We start from the raw sequence: 24920 nt of genomic DNA, 5'->3' as shown, positions 1-24920 counted from the left end.
CGGACCGAAGGCCGGACGCATACCTGCTTATCAGCGACGGTTTTCCCAGCCCCGCCGGGAAGCCTCGGAATGGCCGCGGGAATCTCCGAACCAGCCGCCATGCCCGCGATCCGAACGTCCCGAGCGATCATCGTCGTCGCGACCTCTGTTCTCCCAGCCGCGACGCGCCGCTTCGGCATGACCGCGAGAGTCTCCGTACCAGCCGCGGCCGTCGCCATCATCGTCGTCGCGTCCGCGGTAGGACCGCTCATCGCGGTCGCGGTCCGAAGACGAACTGCGCCCGCGCCCGTCGCCGCGGCCGGAGCGGTCGTCGTCGCTCATGAAGCGGCCCTGGTCGTCACGGTCCCGGTCGGAGGAGGCGTTGCGGCCGCGTCCGCCGCCGCCGCGGCCGGAGCGATCGTCGTCGCTCATGAAGCGGCCCTGGTCGTCTCGGTCCCGGTCGAGGGAGGCGTTGCGGCCGCGTCCGCCGCCGCCGCGGCCGGAGCGATCGTCGTCGCTCATGAAGCGGCCCTGGTCGTCACGGTCCCGGTCGGAGGAGGAACTGCGCCCGCGTCCGCCGCCGCCGCGACCGGAGCGGTCGTCGTCGCTCATGAAGCGGCCCTGGTCGTCCCGTTCCCGATCGTAGGAGGAACTGCGCCCGCGTTCGCCGCCGCCGCGACCCGAACGATCGTCGTCGCTCATGAAACGGCCTCGATCGTCCCGGTCGCGGTCGTCATCGCCGCGCATGGACCGGCGTTCGTCCCAGCCGCGCCGAGCGGCCTGGGCATGACCGCGGGAATCCCCGTACCAGCCCCGACCGTCGCCATCGTCGTCGTCCCGGAAGCTGCGACCCTCGCCACGGCTGCGCGCGGCCATGGAGTGGCCCTCGGAGTCTCCGAACCAGCCGCCGCGACCACGGCCTCGTGCATTGTCGTCCCGGCGGTCGTCGTCGCGAGACCGGGAATAGGATCCACCGCGGCGATCATCATAGTCATCGCTGATGAAACGGCCGCGTTCGTCTCGTTCCGGACCTTGATTTCTGGGCATGCCATGCTCCTGGGTTGGGCGATTTTCGCCTTGAAGTTGATGAAAAGACACGAGGTGCGACGGGCGCAGCCGGTCGGCCTCCTTCAACAGCCGACGCTTCCGTTCCAGAAGTCGGCGGCCCAGCGCGGCTGTGTCGACGCCGGCTGACTCCGCCTTGGCGAAGACGCCTGTCCGGGGCGCCTCCTCCTCAGCGACATGGTGTTTGATCTGCTCGGCGAGGACCTTGAACCGAGCGGCCTGGAGCGGATCTTCCTGGCTGCTCGCCAGCAGTTCGATGATGAGGAGCTTGGCGCAATCGTGCTCGACCTGGGCTTCGTCCAGGGCGTCCTCGGTCTCCTGGCCGTCCGCTGCGCGGCAGGCGGGGTAGAAGATCTCTTCTTCGAGCAGGGTGTGAAACGTCAGTTCCGTGCAGGCCTCGCGGATGATCGCGGCCTTGCGCCGGTCGGGGGCGGACTCGAACTCCGCGAACAGGGCCTCTACCCGCCGATGATCAGCCTTGAGCAGGTCGACGGCGTCGGCCTCCGGATCGGATGGGAGCTCCGGGGCCTTGCCGGTCTTGGGGGTTTGACCGGGTTTCCCCTGGTTCGCGGCGGCCGACGACCCGGCTTCCGCCCTGGTTTCGCCGGGAGGGGCCTTGGCGCCTGCAACGGACTTTCCCGACGTCGGGGAGGGTGCAGCCGCGGCTGCGGGCGTCGGCGGTTTTGCGGTTGGAGAAGGGGCGTTTTCTTCCGGCGTCTGCATGACGGCTCCTGTCGAAAGGGGACAGGGGGCAAATCGGCTTTGTGGATGCGAGTTCCGGTCATGCCGTCCAGGTCCGAGCCGGGATCGCGAGCGCAGGTTTTAGCCGATCTGCCGGATTCTATACTGCACTGCATGTGCGGCTTTGCCGGTGGAATTCCGGTCTGGCGGGCTCAGGCGCCACAGCTTGACGTTGTTGTTGGCGTCTGCGCTACGGGGTTCTCGTCAGGGCCTCGCACCCCGAGGCGGCTTCGAAATTATTCGTCAGTCGATGCTCGCCGGAGACCTTATGTCGCATAGGCGTCTCATCAGAACGGGACGTGAAAGCCGGCCGCCGTCCGGGAGCGCCCCAGGTTTGGTCGCGTCCCCTCGAGGCCGGCCGACTCCGGTGCGACTGTGAGCGCTAGGATCGCGCTGCGCGGGGACCGTTGTCCCTGAAGCGCCATTTCATCAACAGCACGCCGGACGCCATGGCCAGGGCGCAGGCGTTTGCGATCGTCACGGGCCAGGCCTCGGTCATGACGCCGTAGACCACCCAGAGGACGAAGCAGGTGACGGTCAGCCCATAGGTCTTGAGGCTGACGGCCGAGGCGTCCCTCTCTTTCCAGATCTTGACGCCTTGGGGCGCGAAGCTGGTGATGGAGCAGACGGCGGCGGCAGAGCCGACGATATTGGCGACGAGTTCACTCATACGGCCGCAACGCCAGGCGTCATCTGCTGTTCCTTGAGGTTCGGGTGCGCATGCGGCGATGACTAGGACCGGCTTTGCTCTCGAGCGTGGCTTGCTCCTGCTCGCGCAGCCAGTTGTGCGCCCTGGTGGCCGCCACGGCGCCGTGGCCCATGGCCACGCTGATCTGATCCAGGCCTTCCACAAGATCTCCTGCGGCGAAGACGCCCGCGACGCGGCTGTCGAAGACGGCGTCGGAGGTCACGCAGCCGGCCTCGGTGAGAGCGAGCCCGAGCTGCTCAGCAAGGGTTGAACGCGGTCTGCATCCCAGGGCCGGGTAGATGACGTCGAACGTCAACGGCGCGCCGGTGTCGAGACGGACGACGATGTCATCGGCGCCGGGCTCTAGAGCGAGAAGGGCGCCGGCTTCCAGCCGGATTCCCGCATCGGCCAGGGCCCGGGCCTCGGCGGAAGAGAGTTCAGGGCGGTTGAGCGGCATGAGAGTGACGTTCTGGGAATACCCCCGCAGGAAGAGGGCTTCAGCCGCGCCATTGGTGTCGCAGCCGATCACCCCTATCCGTTTGCCGATATGCTCATATCCGTCGCAGACCGGGCAATAGCGCAGCACGCCCGCCCGGATCGCAGCCTCATGGACGGCTTCGGGCAGATCGACCTGGTTGAGATCCACGCCGGTCGCCAGGACGACGGCGCGGCTCACGCGCGTGGAACCGTCTGCGAGATGAAGGCTGAATCCGCCGGCTACGGCCTCGACAGCCGCCACCTCGGCCTCCTGGATGGTCGCGCCGTATTGAACGGCGTGGCGGGTCATGCGTGCGATCAGATCCGGTCCCCGAACGCCCTCAGGAAATCCCGGAGCATTGTGCGTGAGGGGAATGCGCAGGGCCCGGCTCTTGCCGTCGTGCAGCACGAGAACACTCCGGCGGTATCGCGCCAGATAGAGGGCTGCGGTCAGGCCCGCGGGCCCGGCGCCGATGACGACGACATCGGGTTCAGAGGTCGGTTCTGTGTCTGCGGCCATGGTTTCGCTTCGAGGAGGCGCCCCATCCGAACAGATGACAAGGTTCGGCGTTCCATCCCGGCCCTTCCAGGACCGGGGCGACGAAAGCCGTCGGCCGGAGTGCGGCCGCAGAGAGTTCAGCGAGCGGAAGCGATCAGGGAGCCGCAGTCTGCGTCCTCGGCCAGGCCGGGATCGATGAAGCCCAGGAGGGCCGCGACCGGACTGACGAGGGTGGCAAGGGCGCCCACCAGACCGCCCTGCGTCGCCACCGCCGAGGCGTCCACGCCGAGGCGCGGGGAGGCGAGGGGGCCTTTGATGGTGATCGGCGCCCAGACGCGCAGGAGGCGCGGCTTCTTGGTTTCGCCGTCGATCCGGAGGTTCATGGTCTCGGCGCCGAGGTCGATGGTTCCCGAACCCTGGGCCAGGACCACGTCCGTGTCGATCACAAGGGTGCGAGAGGTTGCGACGCCGCCGGCCACCTTGAAATCCGCAACCGCGCAGCGAATGCCGGACGTGGACTGGTCCCCGGAGAGCAGCTTGCCGAGCCCGGCGCCGACATTGATGCCCAGCAGTTCGGCGAAGGCCGATCGCATGTGACCCTGGGGCGCCACCAAGCTGATGGATCCCTTGGAGTTGGCCGCCAGGTCGTGAATGGATGCGCCTGGCCCCTCCAGCCTGGCCCGCCCCAGGGCGCGTCCCGTCACTGTCGGGGCGCCCCCGCGCGCTGGGATGATCGACTCCAGGGGATAGCCGCTCAGGCGGAAATCGACGACGCTGTAGGGAATGGACTTGCGGGCGTCGATGCGGGCCGTACCGTTGAGTTCTCCGCGATTGAAGGCGAAGGCGACGGGGTCGAGCTTCAGGATCCCGTCCTTCAGGTCGGCCCCGAGGCTGACCTGCCGGATGTCGAAGGCGTTGGTCTTGACCGTACCGGCGCGGTAGGAGAGCGACCCGTCCATGGCGCGGAGCCGTTCCGTCCGCAGCGGGGCGTCGGGCAGGAGCTTGCCGGGCGCGCCCGAGGTTGCGACCGTCCCCTCGCTGGTGACCTGTGGTCGGGCGCCCAGGACGGCGGCGAGGTCGTCGATGTCCAGGGTGCGGGAGGTCAGTTTCGCGTCGACGCGGCGGCGCTCGCCGACCTTGTTCACCTCCAGGCTTCCGGACAGGTCGGAGGATCCGACCCGCCCGCTGAAATCGGCGAAGCGGAACAGGGCGCCGTCCCGGCTCAGATCGCCCTTCAGTCTGTAGGGCGGCGTGTTGGGCGTGGTGATCCCGGTCAGGAGATAGATGTCGGCCAGGTCCTGGCCCTCAAGCTCCAGCACCGCATTGAACCGCCCGAGGTCGAACGGCCGGGTGACTTCGCCCTCGGCCCTAAGTCTCGAGCCGGCGCCCGCCAGATCGGCGGTGAAGGCGTAGGGTCGGTCGCGGCGAATATTGACGAAGGGGCCGCCGGTTACGCGGAGAGTGAGCGGCGCGCCGTTCATCGTCCCCTTGCCGTCAAGCAGAAAGCCGCTTTCGCCGTCCTCGGGGGAGCGCGCCTCGCGCGCCGTGATCATGGCGTCGAGCTTCATGCCCCGTCGCTGTTCGTCCAGCGTCAGGCGGCCGTCCTTGATGACCAGGCGCTGGATGACCGGCAGTTTCGCCCCGCGACCGTCGTCGGGCCGCTCGGGGTGCAGGTCCCAGCTCCGGCGACCGTTCCCGTCCACGACAAGATGGACCGCCGGACGGGTCATCACCAGGGAGGACACCTCCACCTGACCCAGGAAAAGCCGTCGCAGCCGGACGGAGACGTCCAGTTGTTCGACTTCGGCCGTGTTGCGATCGTGCGCCCAGGCGGGGCCGCCTATGCTGAGGCGGCGCACCGTCGCCGAGGGCGTCCAGCTGAACAGCCTGACATCGAGGTCGCCGTTCAGCACGACCTCGCGACCCGTGGAGGCGGAGGCCGCCCGACTGATCGGCCCGCGCAGCCAGTTCCAGTCGAACAACATCAGAAACACCAGAGAGCCCGCGATCAGCCCAAGAGTGATCGTGGCCGCGATGATCTCCGCCTTTCCCGGACGCCGGACGGCCGACCAGACAGGATCCTGATCGAGGACATAGGTCTTGAGCCGGGCTGCTCTCGCCCTCATCCCGCGCCGGAGGGAGGCCGCGGCGGAGCGCAGGGTCTGCAGAGCGGATTTGTGGCCTGGTTCGTCGATCAAGGTCGCCTCCGGTGAAGCTGGTCAACGCCTGAGACCGCAAAGGGCGCCATGGGGCTGAGCCTGGGCGGAACGAGCCCTGCGACACGGACATTAGGTCGGCATGCCCGAGCGCGCCTGATGCAGGCCGCGCGCCTTCAAAGGAAGACCCATGTCCGATCGCCTCGCCATGCAGGATCCGCGCAACCAGTATCCTCGACCGCCCTTTCCCCGTCAGCCTCAGCCCGAACCCGGTCTGGCGGGCCGGATGATCCCGCGGCCCGACCATGGTGAGGACAGCTATGTCGGACATGGCCGTCTGAAAGGGCGCCGGGCCCTGATCACGGGCGGAGATTCCGGGATCGGGCGGGCGACGGCGATCGCCTATGCCCGCGAAGGCGCCGATGTGGCCATCGCCTATCTGCCGTCCGAGGAGAAGGACGCGCAGGAGGTGGTCGCCCTGATCGAGAAGGCCGGGGTGAAGGCCCTGGCCCTGCCAGGCGACATTCGCGACGAGGCATGGAATGCGACCATGGTCGCCCGGGTGGCGGAGGCCTTCGACGGTCTGGACATCCTGGTCGTCAACGCCGGTCATCAGCAGTACCGGGAGAATGTGGCCGAGGTCTCGACCGCCGATTTCGACGCCACGATTAAGACCAACCTCTACGCCTTGCACTGGATTTGTCAGGCCGCAGCGCCTCATCTGCCGCCGGGCGCGGCCATCATCACCACCGCCTCGATCCAGGCCTATGAGCCTTCGGACATCCTGCTGGACTATGCGACCACCAAGGCCGGGATCGTCGCCTACACCAAGGCCCTGGCCAAGCAGATGATCGAGAAGGGCGTGCGGGTGAACGCCGTCGCGCCGGGACCCTTCTGGACGGTGCTGCAGCCCAGCGGCGGTCAGCCCCAGGAGAAGGTCGAGCAGTTCGGGGCCCACAGCGCCTTCGGCCGGCCGGGGCAGCCGGTGGAGATCGCGCCGGTCTACGTCCTGCTCGCCTCCCAGGAGGCCAGCTTCGTCACCGGAGAGGTCTGGGGCGTGACCGGCGGGGCCGGCGTCGGCTGAGCGGCGAACGCCGTCCGACCTGGAACGGCAAGGCTTGTTGGATCTTGGAACGAAATGCGCCCTGGCTCTGGGGCGGCGCTCGTGAAGGACGTCGTCAGTTCGTGGCGGCGGATGGTTGGGAGGATCTGAAGGATGACGTCCGCAGACCGCGGGTTGGGTTCGGAGATCGACTATCTGTCGGATCTGGGGCGCGCATTCGGCGGCGCCCTGTTGTTCAGTCTCCCCTTGCTGATGACCATGGAGATGTGGGCCCTCGGCGTGTCGGCTGCGCCCGCGCGGCGCCTCGCCTTCGTGATCGCCGCCTTGCCCGTCCTCTACGGCTTGGCTCACTACGCGGGCTTTTCTGCGCGAAGGGGCTTGGTGAACAACAGCCTGGACACCCTTGTGGCGCTCGCCGTCGGGTTCACGACCTCGACGGCGCTTCTGGCCATGTTCAACGTCCTTGACGACTTCTCCCTGACTTCGGCGGCGGGGCAGGTTTCGCTTCAGGCGGTCCCGGCCGCCCTCGGCGCCCTTGTCGCCCGTCGGCAACTTTCAGGGGATGAGGAGGAGGGCGACGAGGACGAGGCGTCCTACCCTGGCGAGCTCTTCCTCATGTTCGCCGGAGCCTTGTATTTCGCCATGAACCTGGCGCCGACCGAGGAGATGCGGCTGATCGCCTACCTGACGACTCCGTCAGGCGCCTTGGGGCTGCTGGTGCTGTCGCTGGCGCTTCTGCATGTCATCGTCTTCGAGGCCGGTTTCGCGGGGCAGGAAGAAAAGGAAAGCCCTCTTCGCGCCTTCCTGGACTTCACCCTGCCGGGCTACGCCCTTTGTCTGGCTGCGAGCTTCGCCATGCTGTGGGTGTTCGGCGCTGTAGATGGGCATGGCGCGGGCGCCGTCATGGCCAATGTCGTCGTTCTCGCCTTCCCGGCCGCCCTGGGCGCGGCGGCCGCGCGGCTTCTGGTGTGAAGATGAAGAACCGGGAGAAGCCCGCTCGCGAAACGCTGTCACGGCTGCAGTGCGTCTGCGCCTTGATGGGTCTCATCGTCACCGCCGCAGCGATCGCTGTGCTCGCGCGATCCGCCTTCGCCGATCACAGGCCGCCCGACCTGACCGTCCTGCCCCAAGCTCTTCGTCCTGTGGGAGCGGGCTGGGCGCTGGAGGTCAAGGTTGTGAACAACGGCGACATGACGGCCGCCGCCGTGGAGATAGAAGGGGAGGCGGACGGGGAGAAATCCGGGGCTACGCTCGACTACGTGCCGGGACACGGCGAAAAGCGGGCGACCCTGGTCTTTTCCTCTGATGGGAAGCCCCAGGCGCAAGTCCGCATCACGGGATGGAGCGATCCATGACTCCCTATGAGCGCCTGCGAAGAGAGGGCGACGCCGCCGGGAACCTTCGGAGCTCGCCCGGCGCTGGTTTGATATGCAGATGCTTGGCGCCATTCTTATTGTCATTCTAGGAGCTGTTCCGGTCGCCATGGGATTGTCCCTGATCAGCCGCGCTTTCAGACGCATCGGACGGGGATGGAGTCCGGGGAAGGGCGCATGAATTTCCTGCTTTTCGCTCTTGGTCTCGTCTTCGCCGCGGTTGCGGCGGCGGCGATCCGGTGGAGCCGCCGTCATCCTGGAGCGCCTGGGAAGAAGGCCGATGAAACGCCGCCAGACGCCTGACTTTCGAAGCGTTCGACACGGGCGGTCGTGTGGGCGCCAGCTGAGTTAGCAGTCGAATACGATCAGGCCCAAGGCTTAGGAGGTCTCAATGTCCGGAACCGGACACAACCGCTTTTATGTCTACGCCGAAGGCGCAGGCCGAGCCCATGGCCACGTGATCGAGGCCCCGAGCTTTGAGGCGGCGGCGGTCGGGTACGCCGAACTGTTCTTTCCCCCTGTGAACGCCGGGGATGAGGTTCGTCTCTTCGTGACGGATATGGAGGGAGGTCGGGAGCACTGCTTCGTTTTCGACCTGGAAGACGGGCAGGCCGAAACCTGCGGCTGAGCCGTCGGCTCGGGTGAGACGCAGGGCCGGGAGCGAAACGCGTTTCATGGAGTTGATTCGGCGCGACGGCGCGGCGCCCGTCCCGGAGGCTCGAAATGGCTTATCGCCCCACCTGGCAGGGACACCTGCGTCTGTCCCTCGTGACCTGCCCCGTCGCCCTTTACACGGCGACCAGTTCAGGGGGCGAGGTTCATTTCAATCTCATCAATCCCGAGACCAACAATCGTATCCGGATGATCACCACCGACCCCGACACGGGCCCGGTCGAGCGGTCGTCCCTGGTCAAGGGCTATGCCGTCGCCAAGGACGAATACATCCTTCTGACCGATGAGGAGATAAAATCCGTCAAACTGGAGAGCACGAAAACGATCGATATCGAGCGCTTCGTGCCGGAGGAGGAGATAGACCGCCTCTACTGGGATAATCCCTACTACCTCGCGCCGGCCGGAGCGCTGGCGGAGGAGGCCTTCGGCGTTATCCGTGAGGCCATGCGCTCGGAAGGCAAGATCGCCCTGGGGCGCGTGGTCCTGTCGACGCGGGAGCGTCTGCTGGCGCTGGAGCCGCGAGACCAGGGAATCCTCGCCTATTCTCTCCGTACGCGAGGGGAGGTCCGCGCGATGCGCGACGTGTTCGGAGCTATATCGGACAAGGCGCCCGACCCGGCCATGGTCGATATTGCGCGGCGGATCATCGAGCAGAAGGCCGGGCCCTTCGACCCGGACCAGTTTGTCGATCGATACGAGGAGGCGCTCAAGGCTCTGATCGCCTCCAAACAGAAGGGTCATAAGCCTGTTCGCGCCGCCGAGCCGGAGGACACCAATGTCGTGGATCTGATGGCCGCGCTCCGCGCCAGCCTGAAAGGTTCGGGCGCCGAACCTCGCAGGGGCGCGCGGACGGCCAAGCGGCCTGCCGCTTCGGAAAAAGGGAAGAGAGCTACGCCCCGGAGACGGGCGAGCTGAGGTTCGCCGGGGTCCTGTGATGCTCGGCGCTCGCGACTGACCGAAAGGCGACAGTCGCAACAATCCTCGGCCTAGCTCTTTCCGTTTTGTCGAAAGGGAGCTCGATATGAAGACCTACATCAAGATCGCGGCCGGCCTGGCTTTCCTTGGTTTGCTGGCCGCCGCCTGCAGCAGGGACGCCGACCGGCGGGCGCGAGCAGCGTCCGGGGCGGAAGGGGAGCGTGTGGGGGAAGTGGGGACCTTGACTGATGTTCCTGCTGGACCGGGGACGTCAGGGTCATCCAGCGAGGCGGTCAACGGGGCGGTTGCGACCGAGGCGCCGGGCTCCCCTTCGCTTCAAGGGGCGGGGACAACCACGCCGTCCCGAAGCACGACCAATCCGAGTCCGCCCGCTGCGACCAGTTCACCTCCGTCTGCTCCGGACTGAGTGAAGCGGCCTCGCTGGATGCCTGGTGCGTTACGCCGGCCGGGCCTTCGTCGGTCCTTGCTGAAGCGTTCCTGGCGAGCGACGGCAATGCTGCTATGCTTGTTCGTGGCGTATTGGTGCTTGAAACAGCCTGAAACGCCGTTTTGAGCGAGGTTTCCGGCGCCCCCCTAGCGCCCCCCTAACGAGGTCAAACCTCAGACGCCCCAGGTTCACGGCCAGGCGATGAGTTCTATCTTGTTGTAAGATTAGGGGAAAAATGGTGGACGCGACAGGGATTGAACCTGTGACCCCCTCGGTGTGAACGAGGTGCTCTCCCGCTGAGCTACGCGTCCAGCGCAGGAACGACCAAATCAGAAAGGCTTGGGCCGTCGGGAGGCGCGATGTAGCCCGCGATTCCGACGACGGCAAGCCTCTTTGATCAAATACCCGCCGCGCGCACGCCTTCGGGCGTTTCCGTCTCGGGATCGCCGGGCAGCCAGGCGACGTGACCGTTGTAGATGTCCTCGTTCAGGATGCCTTCCTCCCTGGCGACCAGAACGGGCACGACCATCTGGCCGGTGACATTGGTGGCGGTGCGCATCATGTCGATGATCCGGTCGATGGCGACGATGTAGCCGATGCCTTCCAGCGGCAGGCCCGCGGTCGACAGGGTCAGGGTCAGCATGACGATGCTGGTCCCCGGCACGCCCGCCGTCCCCAGCGACCCCAGCACCGCCGTCAGCCCGATCAGCACATACTGGGTCAGGGTCAGGTCGATCTGGAAATACTGGGCGATGAAGATCGAGGCGATGGCCGGATATATGGCCCCGCAGCCGTCCATCTTCACATTGGCGCCCAGAGGCACGGCGAAGGCGGCGTAGGCCTGCGGCACGCCCAGACGCTCGACGGTCTGGCGCAGGGTGATGGGCAGGGTCCCCAGCGAGGAGGAAGTGGCGAAGGCCGTCTGTTGGGCCGCAAAGGCCCCGCGGAAAAAGCTGCGGACCTTCAGTCCGTGCAGCTTCAGCAGGCCCGAATAGACGATCAGGATGTGGAACAGGCAGGCCGCATAGATGGCGAAGATGAACTTGCCCAGCGGCAGCAACGCCTCCCAGCCATAGCCGCCGACGACCGAGCCGATCAGGCCGAACACGCCAAACGGCGTCAGCTGGATCACCCAGCGGGTGATGCGGAAGATCAGGGCCGCGCCTTCATCCACCAGTCTCCGTGCGTTCTGCGCCCGGTCGCCCAGCGCCACCAGGGCCGCGCCCAGCAGGGCCGAGAAGAAGATGATCTGCAGCACCTTGCCCTCGGCCAGAGAGGCGAAGGGATTGGTCGGAACAACGCCCAGCAGCACCTGCAACGGCGTCGGGATCACGCGTTCCTTGACCTCGCCCAGCGGCAGGTCAGCCAGTCCGACGCCCGGATTGATGATGTGCCCGAAGGCGAAGCCGACCAGGACCGCCAGCATGGAGGTGATCGCGAACCAGACAATGGTCCGCACGCCCAGCCGCACCGCGCCCACCCCTTCACCCAGCTTGGCGATCGAACTGGCGATGGTGAACAGCACCAACGGCGCCACCACCATGCGGATCAGGTTCAGATAGACGTCGCCAATCGGCTGCAGCCAGACGGTCGCCTGCTCGCGCAGGATCAGGCCGGCGAGGATGCCCAGGGCGAAACCGGCGGCGGTGCGCTGCCAGAGGGGAATGGCGAAGAAGCGACGGAACATGACGACCCTTGGGGAGGAACGGGTCGACCTATGTGTTGCGCGGGCGCGAAGACGGCAACAGCGGCGGGAGCGATTAACGCTGAGAAGTTCTGTCGTGGTGTTTAGATTTTCTGAGATCCAACCCCGCTCATCCCGGCGAAGGCCGGGATCCAGATTGTATGGCGCGGCGTCAGAACCCGCTGACGCAATCCCGTCCCTTGCCGCCACCCGTAGAGTTCGGCATCTGGATCCCGGCCTTCGCCGGGATGAGCGATGTAGGGGTGGGCGAGGGGCCTTAGCCCATCACCTCGGCCAGCGCCGCCTCGAAGTCGTCGTAGTGGTCGATCACCACGTCTCCGCCCAGTTCCTCGCGCGGCACGTCGTTGTAGCCGAAGCCGACGACGATGCAGGCCACGCCCGCGTCCTTGGCCGCCTTGGTGTCCGTCGTGCTGTCGCCGACCATGACGCAGCGCGCCGGATCGCCGCCCGCCTTCTGCACCGCTTCATGAATGTGCGCGCCGCTGGGCTTGCGAGCCGAGACCGCATCCGGCCCGGCGATGAAGGCGAAGTGTTTCGTCAGGTCCAGCGCCTCGATCAGGGCGACGGACAGGTCGGTGCGCTTGTTGGTGGCGACGCACAGGATGGCCCCGCGCGCGGCCAGCCGCTCCAGCGCCGGGACCACGCCGTCAAACACGGCGCTCTCGTCGGCGATGTGGGCCAGATAGTCCTCGATGAAGCGCTCGAACAGACCGGGCGCATGGGCCTCGTCCCAGGCGGCGCCCGCCTCCATGAAGCCGTGACGCAGCAGCGCCATGGCACCATGTCCGACCAGATGCCGGGCCGAGGACATGGGCACGGGCGGCAACTCATATTGCGCCAGCATCCGGTTCAGCGTGCCGATCAGGTCGGGCGCCGAGTCCACCAGGGTCCCGTCCAGGTCGAAGGCGATGGTCCAGCCTTCCAGATCGTGTTCAGTGCTCATGTCGTCTCCCGGCTCGCGCAGACCCCGGCAATGGGCTAGATCGCGCAGGACGACAAGCCGCCGGATCGATTCATGACCGCACCACATCCTCGCGCAGCCATCATCCTCGCCGCAGGCCAGGGCACGCGGATGAAGTCGCCGCTGCCCAAGGTGCTGCACCCGGTGGGCCGGCGCGCCATGCTGGATCACGCCATCGACGCCGCCGAGGCCCTGGGCTGCGAGCGCATCGTGGTCGTGGTCGGCGGCCATTCCCCTGAAGTCCGCGCCCATGTCGAGAAGCGCCTGGGCGAGGACTCCATCGCCGTTCAGGACCCGCCGCTGGGCACCGGCCACGCCGTGCGCGCCGCCGAGGCCGTGCTGGGCGACTTCATCGGCCATGTGGTCGTCACCTACGGCGACGTGCCTCTTCTGAAGGCCGCCGACATCGAGCCGGTCTTCGCCGACAGCCATGAAGGCGTCACCGTCATCGGCTTCGAGGCCCGCGACCCCGGCGCCTATGGTCGTCTGATCCTGCAAGGCGACGACCTTCTGGCGATCACCGAGGCCAAGGAGGCGACCGCAGACGTGCTGGACGTCACCGCCTGCAACTCCGGCGTCATGGCCGCCCCGGTCGGCCTGCTGTTCGACCTGCTGGCCGAGGTGAAGAACGACAACGCCAAGGGCGAATACTACCTGACCGACGTGGTCGAGCTGGCCCGCAAGCGCGGCGCCCCGACCCGCGCCGTCTTCGCCGCCGAGGACTCGGTCATGGGCGTCAACGCCCAAGGCGAACTGGCTCAGGCCGAGGCCCTGTTCCAGTCGACCCAGCGCGAGCATTTCCTGGCGGCAGGCGTGACCATGAGCGCCCCCGACACGGTCCACTTCGCCTGGGACACTGAAGTCGGCGCCGGCACGACCATTGAGCCCTTCGTCGTCTTCGGCCCCGGCGCGGTCGTGGCCGAGGGCGCGCGTATCCGCAGCTTCAGCCACATCGAAGGCGCCAAGGTCGCCAGAGGCGCCGAAGTCGGTCCCTACGCCCGCCTGCGCCCCGGCGCGGATCTGGGCGAGGGTGTCAAGATCGGCAACTTCGTCGAGGTCAAGAACGTCCGCATGGACGCGGGGGCCAAGGCCAACCACCTGGCCTACCTCGGCGACGGCCATGTCGGCGCGAAAGCCAACATCGGCGCCGGCACCATCTTCTGCAACTACGACGGCTTCTTCAAACACCGCACCACGGTGGGCGAGGGGGCCTTCGTCGGTTCGAACTCCTCGCTGGTCGCCCCCGTGACCATCGGCGCGGGGGCCATGATCGGCTCCGGCTCGGTGGTGACCAAGGACGTCGCGGCGGGCGATCTGGCCCTGGGCCGCGCCGAACAGACGACGAAGCCGGGCTGGGCCGCCCGCTTCATGGACACCATGCGCGCAAAGAAGGCGGCGAAATCCCAATGAGCGACCTGCAGAAGAAGAACGCCGGCGAAGCCGCCGCCGCCCATGTCGAGGCCGGCATGGTGGTTGGTCTGGGCACCGGCTCCACCGCCGCCTGGTTCGTAAAGGCCCTGGCGGCGCGCAACCTGCCGGACCTGCGCTGCGTCCCGACGTCGGAACGCACCGCCGATCTGGCGCGCGAGCTGGGCCTGACCCTGTCGACGCTGGAAGACACGCCGCGCATCGACCTGACCGTCGACGGCGCCGACGAGATCGGCCCCGGCCTCGCCCTGATCAAGGGCGGCGGCGCGGCCCTGCTGCGCGAGAAGCTGGTGTGGGAGGCGTCTGAGCGCTGCATCTGCATCGCCGACGCGGCCAAGGTGGTCCCGGTGCTGGGGACCTTCCCCCTGCCGATCGAGGTCGTCGCCTTCGGTCACAAGACGACCGCCAATCGCATCGCCGACGTCCTGGCCGACCACGACATCGCCTCGCCCGCCCGCGTGCGTCAGGCCGACCGCGGCCTGATCCGCACCGACGGCGGCAACCTGATCTACGACGCCGCCTGCAAGGTCATCGCTGACCCCGCCCGCCTCGCGGCTGACCTCAAGAGCCTGACCGGCGTGGTCGAGCACGGCCTCTTCCTCGACCTGACCGACCTGGCCATCATCGGCACGGACGCCGGGGTCGAGACGCTCAATCCGTAGAAGGGTCGGCCGCCTGGGTGTCGGCAAGGCGGTTGTGAGCGCGATGAATCGATTGCGCGATTTCGAGGTTTCCCGCCCGGGTGTTCTTGAGCGTCATCTGCGCCTTATACAGACCTTCTAGGTAGGCGTAGTCCCACTCGGTCATGCCTTCGCCCGAGGCTGCGGACTCGTCGAACGTGTTGAGAACCGAGACGTATCGGCTGGTGTCAGCCTGGGGATCGATCTGCGCCAGGGCGACGAAGGCGATGTAGTCCGCGAGTTGGCGGCTTTCGATGCCAGCCAGTTGTGATGAATCCACGACGATGATGACGCGCTGAAGATTGTCCACGATCTGGGTCGTGAGATTTGAAGCGGAGATTTTTACGGCAGGAGCGCAAGAAACGGGCGTGTCGCCGCATGGATCGCCGGGCAGGCGCACAGCTCGCAGGTTGGTGTCCCGATCGACAGGGAAGCTGACGTGCCACCACCGCACCGGGGCGGCGGAATCGCGGAACGCGCGCAGAGCGGCGGCGCCCTGATCGGTTGTACTCGACCCTGGGCGGAAGCTCAGCGGCGACCTCTCAGTGATGGCATGGGCGACATTGGTGGCGTCGGCTGATGCGACAACGACTACATTGGGGTTGCAGTTGGGGCCGCCCGAACGCACGTTGACGCGGTCGGCTACCTCCGCCACGCGGTCGATGATGTACTGGGCCCCGTCCTGTTCGATGTTGACGGTGGAAACGCATATGGGGTTGCGCCAGCGAGCAAGGCTCCGGCCCTGATTGGGTGCAGCCACCTCGGTCACAAACGACTCGATCAGGCGCTGCAGCGGGCGACCAATGACCGTCAGGTCTTCCAGGCGTGTCGGCTCCTCGGCATCATCTTGAGGCTGAGCCATCGCCCCGGAGGCGAACAGGAGGCTGCCAAGCGCCGCAGCGGCCAGGGTAAGTTTCAGCATACGTGCCTCCAAATGGAACTGGTACCGACACTGTCAGCCAAGGAAAGGCCTGTCCAGACTTCGCACAACGCCGAGATCCGGCTGGGGGCGTCGACGCCTAGCGTTTGACGGTTCCAACTCCTAGATTGCAGGTTCCAGTAGATTTTTCAGGAATTTGACGTGGCTTCTTACGACTACGACCTCTTCGTCATCGGCGCCGGTTCGGGCGGGGTGCGCGCCGCGCGCCTGACCGCTCTGGGCGGCAAGAAGGTGGCCGTGGCCGAGGAATATCGCGTCGGCGGCACGTGCGTCATTCGCGGCTGCGTGCCCAAGAAGTTCATGGTCATGGCCTCTGAAGTCAGCCACGCGCTGGAGATCGCCGAGGGCTACGGCTGGTCCTTCGACAACGCCAAGTTCGACTGGCCGACCTTCCTTCAGGCCAAGGACGTCGAGATCGCCCGCCTGTCGGGCATCTACGCCGCCAACCTGGGCAAGGCGGGCGTTGATCTGGTCCACGGCCGCGCCGTGATGAAGGACGCCCACACGGTCGAAATCGTCGGCAAGAACCAGACCTTCACCGCCGAGAAGATCCTGATCGCCACCGGCGGGCGCCCGTGGATGCCCGAGGACCTGCCGGGCGTCGAGCACGCCATCACGTCCGAAGAAGCCTTCCATCTGCCGGAACTGCCCAAGCGGATCCTGATCGCGGGCGGCGGCTATATCGCGGTCGAGTTCGCGGGCATCTTTGCGGGTCTGGGCGTCGAGACGACCCTGATCTATCGCGGCCCGAACATCCTGCGCGGCTTCGACGACGATGTGCGCGCCCATCTGGCGGGCGAGATCGAGAAGCGCGGCATCAAGGTCATCCTGGGCTGCCAGCACACCTCGATCGAGAAGACCGAAAGCGGTCTGGTCAGCCACCTCGGCAACGGCATGACGCTGGAAACCGACGTGATCATGTTCGCCACCGGCCGCGTCCCCTACGTCAAGGGATTGGGCCTCGAGAACGCGGGCGTCGAGCTGAACGACGAGGGGGCTGTCGCCGTCGATCCCTTCTCCAAGACCTCGGTCGACAACATCTGGGCCATCGGCGATGTGACCGACCGGATGAACCTGACCCCCGTCGCCATCCGCGAGGCCGTCGCCTTCCACGAGACGGTCTTCAAGAACAACCCGCAGCACTTCGACTATGAAGCCGTCGCCACCGCCGTCTTCAGCCAGCCGCCGGTCGGCGTCGTCGGTTTGACCGAGCATGAGGCGCGCCGCGCCTGCACGAAAGGCGTCGATGTCTATGTGACCCGCTTCCGCCCGATGAAGTACGCCTTCACCGGTTCGGACGAGCGGGTGCTGATGAAGCTGGTGGTCGACGCCGACAGCCAGCGCGTTGTCGGCGTCCACATCGTCGGCCCGGAAAGCCCGGAGATGATCCAGTTGGCCGCCATCGCCGTGAAGGCCGGCCTGACCAAGGCCCAGTGGGACGCCACCTGCGCCGTCCACCCGACCATGGCCGAGGAACTGGTGACTCTGAAGGAGAAACAGTCGCCCACCTCGATGGCGGGCTGATTCCTGCTGTCCGGAGCCGCTTGCCAGCGGCTCCGGACGCGCGCCTTATGCGGCCCAGCTTTCCCGGAGGTCGCCCCATGAAGTCCCGTCTGCTCGCCGCCGCACTGTCGGCCCTGCTAGTCGCCGCCGCTTCGCCGGTTCTGGCTCAGAACGCGCCGCCCGCCGCCTATCAGAGCGCCGTCGCCGACTCCCTGCGCCCCGCCGATGAGGTCGCGCGCGATCCTCTGCGTCATCCCGCCGAGATCCTGGCTTTCGCCCAGGTGCAGCCGGGTCAGAAGGTCGCCGACATCCGTCCTGGCGCCGGCTACTTCACGCGTCTGTTCGCCCGCGTCGTGGGCGAGGGCGGCCACGTCTACGCCTTCGTGCCCAACCGCACGGCCGAGCGCGAGAACCCGCGCGCCGACGCCCTGGTCGCCGCCTATCCCAACATCAGCCGCGTCAACGGCGACCTGGACGCCATGGCCTTCGATGCCCCTCTGGACGTCGTCTTCATGAGCCAGGAATACCACGATTTCCACATCCCCCGTTTCGGCGTGGACGTGGCCAAGATGAACGCCGACATCTTCAAGGCGCTGAAACCCGGCGGCCTGTTCGTGGTCATTGATCATCAGGCCGAGCCCGGCGCCGGCAATACTGTCGTCGAGACCCTGCACCGCATCGAGGGCGCGCAACTGCGCAAGGAAGTGGAAGCCGCCGGCTTCGTCTTTGACGGCGAGACCTCGGCCGTCGCCAACCCCGCCGACGACCATACCTTGAATGTCTTTGACGAGGCCATTCGCGGCAAGACCGACCAGTTCGTCTATCGCTTCAGAAAGCCGGGCTGAACCGGCTGAAATCACAGGAGGAGTAACCATGCGTCCCTTCCTCGCCTTCGTCGTCGCCGCCTCCCTGGCGGCGGCCGCGCCCCTGAGCGTCGCCTCGGCTCAGACGGCGCCCGCAGCCTATGAAGCCGCCCTGGCCAGCCCCATCCGTACGACCGAGGACCGGGCCCGCGACACGGCCCGCCACGCCGCCGACACCCTGGCTTTCGCCGAGGTGAAGCCGGGTCAGAAGATCGGCGACATGATCATCGGCGGGGGCTACTTCACCCGCCTGTTCGCGGCCGCCGTCGGTCCCGACGGCCACGTCACGGCCTGGCAACCGGCCGAGTTCATCGGCTTTCAGGCCAGCTATGGCGAGGCCCTGGCCGCCGCCGCCGCGCTCGACAACGCCGACGCCATCAGCTCGCCCATCGGCGCGCCGGAATGGCCCGAGGGTCTGGATCTGATCTTCACCGCCCAGAACTATCACGACCTGCACCTCAAGCCCTTCGCCACGGACACGGCGGCGAAGGTCAATGCGGCGGCGTATCGGGCGCTGAAGCCCGGCGGCCTCTATGTCGTCATCGACCATGACGCGGCGACGGGCGCAGGGCCGGACGCGCCGGACAGCCTGCATCGCATTGACGTGGATCAGGTCAAGCGCGAGATCGAGGCGGCGGGCTTCGTGCTGGACGGCTCCAGCGATCTTCTCGCCCGCGCCGACGACCCGCGCACGGCCAACGTCTTCGACCCGTCCATTCGCGGCAAGACCAGCCAGTTCATGCTGCGGTTCAGAAAACCGGTCTGAGCCGAAACTGTCGAACAGGTGACTGGCGAAGCGGAGCGGGGGGCGCTAACCCTGCCGCAAAATCCATAAGGGAAACGCCTCAGATGACTCGCATCGCCTTCATCGGTCTCGGCAACATGGGCGGCGGCATGGCCGCCAATCAGGCCAAGGCCGGGCATGACGTCGCCGCCTTCGACCTGTCGCCCGCCGCGCTGGAACGCGCCGCCGAGGCCGGGTGCCGCACCGTCGCCTCGGTCGCCGAGGCCGTGAAGGACGCCGAGGTGGTCATCACCATGCTGCCCGCCGGGCCGCATGTGCTGAGCGTCTATTCCGAACAGATCATCGGCGTGGCCCCGTCCAGCGCTCTGCTGCTGGACTGCTCGACCATCGACGTGGAGACGGCGCGCAAGGTCGCGGGTCTGGCCAGGGAGGCGGGTTACGCCTTCGCCGACGCCCCCGTCTCGGGCGGCACCGCCGCCGCTGACGCCGGCACCCTGGCCTTCATGGTCGGCTGCGACGAGGCCGACTTCGCCCGCGTCGAACCGGCCCTGGACCCCATGAGCCGCATTACCATCCGCGCGGGCGACCACGGCGCCGGGCAGGCGGCCAAGATCTGCAACAACATGCTGCTGGGCATCTCCATGGTCGGCACCTGCGAGGCCATCGCCCTGGCCGAGAAGCTGGGTCTGGAGCCGGAACGCTTCTTCGAGATCGCCTCCAAGTCCTCGGGGCAGTGCTGGTCGGTCAGCAACTACTACCCCTGGGCCGGCCCGGTCCCGACCGCCCCGTCGAACCGCGACTACGAAGGCGGCTTCGCCACCGCCATGATGCTGAAGGACCTGAAACTGGCCCAGGACGCCGCCGCCAAGGCCGGCGCCACCACCCCGCTGGGCGCCCAGGCCGAGGCCCTCTACGCCCTGTTCAACGGCCTCGGCTACGGCGGCAAGGACTTCTCGGCCATGGTCCAGATGCTGCGCGGACGGCTGGATACGCTGGCCCAATGAGGCTCCGGGGGGGGCTTGCTCTACTGACCGGTCTGGCGGCGCTCGGCCTGATCGCCGCCGCGCCGGCCGATCCGCCTTACAGCGCCGCACCTGGTCTGTTTCAGGCCGGGGCGCCTGATCTGGGACTGGAGCCCGCGCCGGGCACGCAGACCTTCACCGTCTTCGCGCCCGGCGAGGCCACCGATCGGTTCAGCAACGGCGTGGTGTTGATGCCCTTCAAGGGGCGTCTCTACGCCCAGTGGCAGAGCTCGGCCCGCGACGAGGACGCGCCCGACACCTGGGTCGCCTACAGCGTCAGCGACGACGGCGAGACCTGGCGCGCCCCCGTCGCCTTGGCCCATGCGGGCGAGGGCGGGCTGATGCGCTCCAGCGGCGGCTGGTGGACGGACGGTCAGACCCTGGTCGCCTACGTCAACGTCTGGCCCGACGGGTTTCAGTCCGGGGCGGGCGGCTATGCCGAGTACCGCCTCAGCCGCGACGGCGAAACCTGGAGCGAACCGCGCCGTGTCATGGGCGTCGAAGGCCGCCCGGTCGAGGGCGTGATCGAGCAGGACCCGCATCTGATTGGTGGTCGGCTGATGACGGGCTTCCACATGCGCCCCGGCATGATCGCCAAGCCCTTCTTCACCGACGATCCTCTGGGCCTGTCGGGCTGGACGGAGGGGCGGATGCAGAACCTGCCCCGCGACGCCAGCGGCGCGGCGGCCGAGCATGAAAAGCGCCTCAGTCGCGAGATCGAGCCCAGCCTGTTCCAGCGCGGCGACTGCGCCGTCATGGTCTTCCGCGACGAGGAGTTGAGCTTCCGCCAGATCGCGGCCGAAAGCTGCGACCGGGGCGTCACCTGGACCACGCCGGTCCTGACCGACATGCCCGACGCTCGCGCCAAGCAGAGCGCGGGCAACCTGCCCGACGGGACCGCCTATCTTGTCAATGCGCCCAATAGCGACCGTCCGCGCATGCCGCTGGCCGTGACACTGAGCGACGACGGACGCGTCTTCGACCGCAGCTTCCTGTTGCGCGGGACAGGGGATCTGCAGCCCCTTCGCTACGAGGGCCAGTACAAGCGCCCCGGCTATCACTATCCCAAGAGCGTCGTCTGGAATGGCGCGCTCTACGTCGGCTACGCGACCAACAAGGAAGACGTGCAGGTGACGCGGGTTCCTCTGGCGGCGCTGGCGCCGGCAGAGGACTGATCGCTCAAGGCTTGCTCGCGGGCGACCAAACAGCCCGCGTCGGGTCGGGAGGTCCCGTAGGGCCGACGACCGCGGGCGACTAAAGTGAGAACCGTTATCAATTAAGGGGTTGAGACGTTTTGTCCGGCTCTGAACATGGACAAGGCTGGTCGGCGAGCGCAATTAGGCGCACGAAGCTATATAAGCGAAAGAACTACCGTCTTGTTCGACTATAAAGCCGCCTTTCAGAACTCGGTGGAGCAGGTCCGCAGCGAAGGGCGCTATCGCGTCTTCGCCGACCTGAAGCGCGTGCGCGGCCAGTTCCCGCAGGCGGTGCGCCGCCGCGAGGACGGCTCCGAACAGGACGTCGTGGTCTGGTGCTCCAACGACTATCTGGGCATGGGCCAGCATCCGGTGGTGGTCGAGGCCATGACGGCCGAGATCGACCAGACCGGCGCCGGCGCCGGCGGCACGCGAAACATTTCCGGCACCACCCGCTCGGCGGTCGATTTGGAAGTCGAGCTGGCCAGCTGGCACCAGAAGGAAGCGGCCCTGCTGTTCACCTCGGGCTATGTGGCCAATGAGGCGACGCTGTCCACCCTGCAGAAGATCCTGCCGGGCCTGATCATCTTCTCCGACGCCCTGAACCACGCCTCGATGATCGAGGGCATCCGCCACGGCGGCGGTCCGCGCCATATCTTCCGCCACAACGACCTGGAGCACCTCGAGGAACTTCTGGCCGCTGCGCCTATCGACGCGCCCAAGCTGGTGGCTTTCGAGAGCGTCTATTCGATGGACGGCGACATCGCCGACATCGCCGGGACCATCGCCCTGGCCAGGAAGTACGGCGCCATGACCTATCTGGACGAGGTCCACGCGGTCGGCCTCTACGGCGAAACCGGCGCCGGCGTGGCCGAGCGCGACGGCGTCCTGGACGGCATCGATATCGTCGAATGCACCCTGGGCAAGGCCATCGGCGTCATGGGCGGCTATATCGCCGCCGACGCGGTGATCGTGGACGCCGTGCGCAGCTGGGCCTCGGGCTTCATCTTCACCACCAGCCTGCCCCCCGCTCTGACCGCCGGGGCCCTGGCCTCGGTGCGTCACCTGAAGGCTCATCCGGAACTGCGCGTCGCGCACCAGGAGCGCGCCGAGACCCTGAAGCGCCGCCTGCTGGAGGCCGGCATCCCGGTCCTGCCCAGCGTCAGCCACATCGTCCCGGTCCATGTCGGCAATCCGGTCCACTGCAAGCTGATCTCGGACATGCTGCTGGAAGAGCACGGCATCTACGTCCAGCCAATCAACTATCCGACCGTGCCCAAGGGGACCGAGCGCCTGCGCTTCACCCCGTCGCCGAACCATGACGACGGCATGATCGACAAGCTGGTCGATGCGATGGACAGGCTGTTCTCGCACTGCAACGTGGCGCGTCGTCCGGTCGCGGCCTGATGCAGGACGCGGAACTGGGCGAAGTCATCGTCGAGTTCGTCCGTAACGGCACCTATGTGAAGTGCTCGGCCGTCCACACGGCCACGGGCGTCGAGGTGTCCGCCATGGGCCCGGCGCTGGAGCCGCGCGCGGTCGAGCGGGTCGCCATCGCCAAGCTGAAACGCGCTTTGGCGACCCGTCGCTGACCTTTTGACGTCAGGCCGTCTGGCGACGCCGTTGCAAGTGCAGCGCCGTTCCACCCGCCAGCAGAACCCCCAGCAGGATCATCGCCCATTCCGACATGGTCGGCACCGCCGGCGGCGGGGGAGGGGTCAGCGAGATCGTCACCGCTGAGGACGCCGCCTGCGACGCGCCCTGGGGAGCGTTTGACGTCGCGTTAATGCATCCCAGCCCGAACGTGTTGCCGCCCGTATTGTCTCCGCGCGCCGTGCACAGGCTGTTGCTCTGCACGAAGGCATAGCTGCCGCTCGGCGTATTGGCGAGGTAGATGGACGTCACATAGGACTTCGGGTCGCCGGCGTTTCCGACGGCCACGGGCAGCCCGTGCATCTTGTCGAACTTGAACTCGAAGTAGGTCAGGTTGCCGCTGGCGTCGGTCGAGACCTGAGCGGTTTGTGCAACGATGCTCCAGTTCAGGAAGTCGGTCTGGAAGGTGTTCTGCCCGTCGCTGAGGTTCAGATCGCCCAGGCGAACGTCGATGACCTCATCGACCATGTTCGGCGCGAGGGCGCCGAAGATCGTGAAAGAGCCCGAGACGCGTTGCGAAGTGGTGAACGTGGCGGTGCAGCCGCCCAAAGGGCAGGCCGTGTAGTTGCTCACGCTGTCGTATGGCGCGCTCTGGACATAGTAGGTGACCGCCTGCGCGGCGACTTGAGGCGCCGACATCAGGCAGGCTGCCGCGGCCAGGCCGCCAAGCAAGGATTTCATGGGCGCTCCCTCGAAGATTTTACAAAGCTTGGCTTTGCACTAGCATTGTTACGGCAATATTCGAACCTTGTTGTGCGTGTGGGCGGATCGGTCGCGGGGCCACCAGATGTTGTGGTGTCCGGCGGCGCGGCCTAGATAGGGGCGCCGTTTCCGCCCTCAGCCCTCGGGATGCCCGCCAGTGACCGCCTTCACCCACGACTCGTACTTCTCCAAGAGCCTCGCCGACGCCGATCCGGCGATCTTCAAGGGCATCCAGGGCGAACTGGGCCGCCAGAAGGAGCAGATCGAGCTGATCGCTTCGGAAAACATCGTCTCGCAGGCGGTGCTGGATGCCCAAGGCTCGGTCCTGACCAACAAGTACGCCGAGGGCTATCCGGGCCGTCGCTACTACGGCGGCTGCGAGTTCGTGGACGTCACCGAGGACCTGGCCCGCGAGCGCGCCAAGGAACTGTTCGGCGCCGCTTTCGCCAACGTCCAGCCCCACTCGGGCGCCCAGGCCAACCAGGCCGTCTTCTTCACCCTGCTGCAGCCCGGCGACACCTTCCTGGGCATGGATCTGGCCTGCGGCGGTCACCTGACCCACGGTTCGCCCGCCAACCAGTCGGGCAAGTGGTTCCGCCCTGTGACCTACAAGGTCCGCGAAGACACCCATCTGATCGACTATGACCACGTCGCCGAAATGGCTCAGAAGGAAAAGCCCAAGCTGATCCTGGCCGGCGCCTCGGCCTATAGCCGTCACATCGACTTCAAGCGCTTCCGCGAGATCGCTGACAGCGTCGGCGCCTATCTGATGGTCGACATGGCCCACTATGCGGGCCTGATCGCCGGCGGCGTCTATCCCGACCCGATCCCGCACGCCCACGTCGTCACCACCACGACGCACAAGACCCTGCGCGGCCCGCGCGGCGGCATGATCCTGTCCAACGACGTGGACCTGGGCAAGAAGATCAACTCGGCCGTCTTCCCCGGCCTGCAGGGCGGTCCGCTGGAGCACGTCATCGCCGCCAAGGCCGTGGCCTTCGGCGAGGCGCTGAAGCCCGAGTTCAAGGGCTATGCCCAGCAGGTGGTCAAGAACGCCCAGGCCCTGGCCGGCGTCCTGGTCGAGCGCGGTCTGGCCATCGTCTCGGGCGGCACCGACAGCCACCTGATGCTGGTCGATCTGCGGCCCAAGGGCGTGACCGGCAAGGCCACCGAGCATGAGCTCGAGAAGGCCCTGATGACCTGCAACAAGAACGGCGTGCCGTTCGACACCGCGCCCTTCACCGTCACCTCGGGCGTCCGTCTGGGCACCCCGGCCGGCACCACGCGCGGCTTCAGCGAGGAAGAGTTCAAGCAGATCGGCCACTGGATCGCCGACGTCGTCTCGTCGATGAACGGCGGCGACGAAGCCGATCCGGCCGTCGTCGCGGGCGTCGCCGCCCAGGTGCGCGAACTGACCGCCCGCTTCCCGATCTATCGCTAAGAGGT

23 protein-coding genes and 1 tRNA gene are annotated in these 24920 nt (G+C 67.0%); 15 read left to right on the top strand and 9 right to left on the bottom strand.

Features of this window, described 5'->3' with window-relative positions; translation table 11 throughout:
* Window positions 1-30: 30 nt before the first annotated feature.
* The 4 genes from ACFYLW_RS07165 to ACFYLW_RS07150 form a co-directional block, all read right to left on the bottom strand.
* The gene (locus tag ACFYLW_RS07165) at window positions 31-1767 is read right to left on the bottom strand and encodes a hemerythrin domain-containing protein (protein ID WP_313471989.1); all 1737 of its coding nucleotides are present in this window, start codon (window positions 1765-1767) and stop codon (window positions 31-33) included.
* 400 nt (window positions 1768-2167) lie between these two features.
* Window positions 2168-2455 (bottom strand): PQ-loop domain-containing transporter, encoded by a 288-nt coding sequence (locus ACFYLW_RS07160; RefSeq protein ID WP_312063105.1) that lies wholly within the window; start codon window positions 2453-2455, stop codon window positions 2168-2170.
* A gap of 19 nt (window positions 2456-2474) precedes the next feature.
* Window positions 2475-3470, bottom strand: a complete 996-nt coding sequence (locus ACFYLW_RS07155) for an NAD(P)/FAD-dependent oxidoreductase (RefSeq protein WP_312063103.1) — start codon at window positions 3468-3470, stop codon at window positions 2475-2477.
* Window positions 3471-3586: 116 nt separating this feature from the next.
* A complete protein-coding gene (locus tag ACFYLW_RS07150) occupies window positions 3587-5647 on the bottom strand; it encodes an AsmA family protein (protein ID WP_312063101.1) in 2061 nt (686 codons plus the stop codon).
* 148 nt (window positions 5648-5795) lie between these two features.
* Here ACFYLW_RS07150 and ACFYLW_RS07145 point away from each other — a divergent pair, with 148 nt between their 5' ends.
* The 5 genes from ACFYLW_RS07145 to ACFYLW_RS07125 all read left to right on the top strand — a co-directional run bounded on the left by ACFYLW_RS07145 (window position 5796) and on the right by ACFYLW_RS07125 (window position 9628).
* Window positions 5796-6689: an SDR family oxidoreductase gene (locus ACFYLW_RS07145; RefSeq protein ID WP_292083053.1), complete on the top strand. Its 894-nt coding sequence runs from the start codon at window positions 5796-5798 to the stop codon at window positions 6687-6689.
* Window positions 6690-6821: 132 nt separating this feature from the next.
* A complete protein-coding gene (locus ACFYLW_RS07140; protein WP_313471990.1) occupies window positions 6822-7640 on the top strand; it encodes a TIGR02587 family membrane protein in 819 nt (272 codons plus the stop codon).
* Window positions 7637-8023: a hypothetical protein gene (locus tag ACFYLW_RS07135; protein ID WP_292083051.1), complete on the top strand. Its 387-nt coding sequence runs from the start codon at window positions 7637-7639 to the stop codon at window positions 8021-8023. The genes ACFYLW_RS07140 and ACFYLW_RS07135 overlap by 4 nt, the downstream gene beginning before the upstream one ends.
* 409 nt (window positions 8024-8432) lie before the next feature.
* Window positions 8433-8669, top strand: a complete 237-nt coding sequence (locus ACFYLW_RS07130) for a DUF5961 family protein (RefSeq protein ID WP_312062657.1) — start codon at window positions 8433-8435, stop codon at window positions 8667-8669.
* A 95-nt stretch (window positions 8670-8764) separates the two neighbouring features.
* Complete coding sequence (locus tag ACFYLW_RS07125; protein ID WP_313105922.1) at window positions 8765-9628, top strand: Ku protein; 864 nt, start codon at window positions 8765-8767, stop codon at window positions 9626-9628.
* Between the two features lie 684 nt (window positions 9629-10312).
* Here the strand turns inward: ACFYLW_RS07125 and ACFYLW_RS07120 are convergent.
* The 3 genes from ACFYLW_RS07120 to ACFYLW_RS07110 all read right to left on the bottom strand — a co-directional run bounded on the left by ACFYLW_RS07120 (window position 10313) and on the right by ACFYLW_RS07110 (window position 12724).
* A tRNA-Val gene (locus ACFYLW_RS07120) sits at window positions 10313-10387 on the bottom strand.
* Between the two features lie 86 nt (window positions 10388-10473).
* Complete coding sequence (locus tag ACFYLW_RS07115) at window positions 10474-11763, bottom strand: dicarboxylate/amino acid:cation symporter (protein ID WP_312062653.1); 1290 nt, start codon at window positions 11761-11763, stop codon at window positions 10474-10476.
* A gap of 274 nt (window positions 11764-12037) precedes the next feature.
* Window positions 12038-12724, bottom strand: a complete 687-nt coding sequence (locus ACFYLW_RS07110) for an HAD-IA family hydrolase (protein ID WP_312062651.1) — start codon at window positions 12722-12724, stop codon at window positions 12038-12040.
* 72 nt (window positions 12725-12796) lie between these two features.
* Between ACFYLW_RS07110 and glmU the strand changes: the two genes are divergently transcribed.
* Entirely contained in the window at window positions 12797-14152 is a 1356-nt protein-coding gene (gene glmU / locus ACFYLW_RS07105) for a bifunctional UDP-N-acetylglucosamine diphosphorylase/glucosamine-1-phosphate N-acetyltransferase GlmU (protein ID WP_312062648.1), read from the top strand.
* Entirely contained in the window at window positions 14149-14832 is a 684-nt protein-coding gene (rpiA, locus tag ACFYLW_RS07100; RefSeq protein WP_313471992.1) for a ribose-5-phosphate isomerase RpiA, read from the top strand. The genes glmU and rpiA overlap by 4 nt, the downstream gene beginning before the upstream one ends.
* On the opposite strand, the gene ACFYLW_RS07095 is transcribed toward rpiA, so the two are convergent.
* Complete coding sequence (locus tag ACFYLW_RS07095) at window positions 14822-15772, bottom strand: hypothetical protein (protein WP_312062643.1); 951 nt, start codon at window positions 15770-15772, stop codon at window positions 14822-14824. The genes rpiA and ACFYLW_RS07095 overlap by 11 nt on opposite strands.
* A 159-nt stretch (window positions 15773-15931) precedes the next feature.
* Between ACFYLW_RS07095 and gor the strand changes: the two genes are divergently transcribed.
* The 7 genes from gor (at window position 15932) to ACFYLW_RS07060 (ending at window position 22711) form a co-directional block, all read left to right on the top strand.
* Window positions 15932-17314, top strand: a complete 1383-nt coding sequence (gene gor / locus ACFYLW_RS07090; protein WP_312062641.1) for a glutathione-disulfide reductase — start codon at window positions 15932-15934, stop codon at window positions 17312-17314.
* A gap of 77 nt (window positions 17315-17391) precedes the next feature.
* A complete protein-coding gene (locus tag ACFYLW_RS07085) occupies window positions 17392-18138 on the top strand; it encodes a methyltransferase domain-containing protein (protein WP_312062639.1) in 747 nt (248 codons plus the stop codon).
* A gap of 28 nt (window positions 18139-18166) precedes the next feature.
* Window positions 18167-18922: a methyltransferase gene (locus ACFYLW_RS07080; RefSeq protein WP_312062637.1), complete on the top strand. Its 756-nt coding sequence runs from the start codon at window positions 18167-18169 to the stop codon at window positions 18920-18922.
* On the top strand, window positions 18919-19905 hold the full coding sequence (mmsB, locus tag ACFYLW_RS07075) for a 3-hydroxyisobutyrate dehydrogenase (protein WP_312062666.1): 987 nt from the start codon (window positions 18919-18921) through the stop codon (window positions 19903-19905). The genes ACFYLW_RS07080 and mmsB overlap by 4 nt, the downstream gene beginning before the upstream one ends.
* The gene (locus tag ACFYLW_RS07070; RefSeq protein WP_312062636.1) at window positions 19902-21098 is read left to right on the top strand and encodes a sialidase family protein; all 1197 of its coding nucleotides are present in this window, start codon (window positions 19902-19904) and stop codon (window positions 21096-21098) included. Before mmsB ends, ACFYLW_RS07070 begins: the two co-directional genes overlap by 4 nt.
* 201 nt (window positions 21099-21299) lie before the next feature.
* The gene (hemA, locus tag ACFYLW_RS07065) at window positions 21300-22526 is read left to right on the top strand and encodes a 5-aminolevulinate synthase (RefSeq protein ID WP_312062634.1); all 1227 of its coding nucleotides are present in this window, start codon (window positions 21300-21302) and stop codon (window positions 22524-22526) included.
* Window positions 22526-22711: a DUF6898 family protein gene (locus tag ACFYLW_RS07060; protein WP_312062632.1), complete on the top strand. Its 186-nt coding sequence runs from the start codon at window positions 22526-22528 to the stop codon at window positions 22709-22711. Before hemA ends, ACFYLW_RS07060 begins: the two co-directional genes overlap by 1 nt.
* Before the next feature lie 10 nt (window positions 22712-22721).
* Here the strand turns inward: ACFYLW_RS07060 and ACFYLW_RS07055 are convergent, their stop codons facing one another.
* The gene (locus ACFYLW_RS07055) at window positions 22722-23453 is read right to left on the bottom strand and encodes an IPTL-CTERM sorting domain-containing protein (protein WP_312062631.1); all 732 of its coding nucleotides are present in this window, start codon (window positions 23451-23453) and stop codon (window positions 22722-22724) included.
* A 178-nt stretch (window positions 23454-23631) separates the two neighbouring features.
* On the opposite strand from ACFYLW_RS07055, the gene glyA reads away from it, so the two are divergent.
* Window positions 23632-24915, top strand: coding sequence for a serine hydroxymethyltransferase (gene glyA, locus ACFYLW_RS07050; protein ID WP_312062630.1), 1284 nt, complete (start codon window positions 23632-23634; stop codon window positions 24913-24915).
* Window positions 24916-24920 lie beyond the last annotated feature (5 nt).

This window comes from Brevundimonas sp. NPDC007368 (genome assembly GCF_042869015.1).
In the GTDB taxonomy this organism is placed as follows: domain Bacteria; phylum Pseudomonadota; class Alphaproteobacteria; order Caulobacterales; family Caulobacteraceae; genus Brevundimonas.
This window is presented reverse-complemented; position numbering and strand designations above follow the sequence as displayed.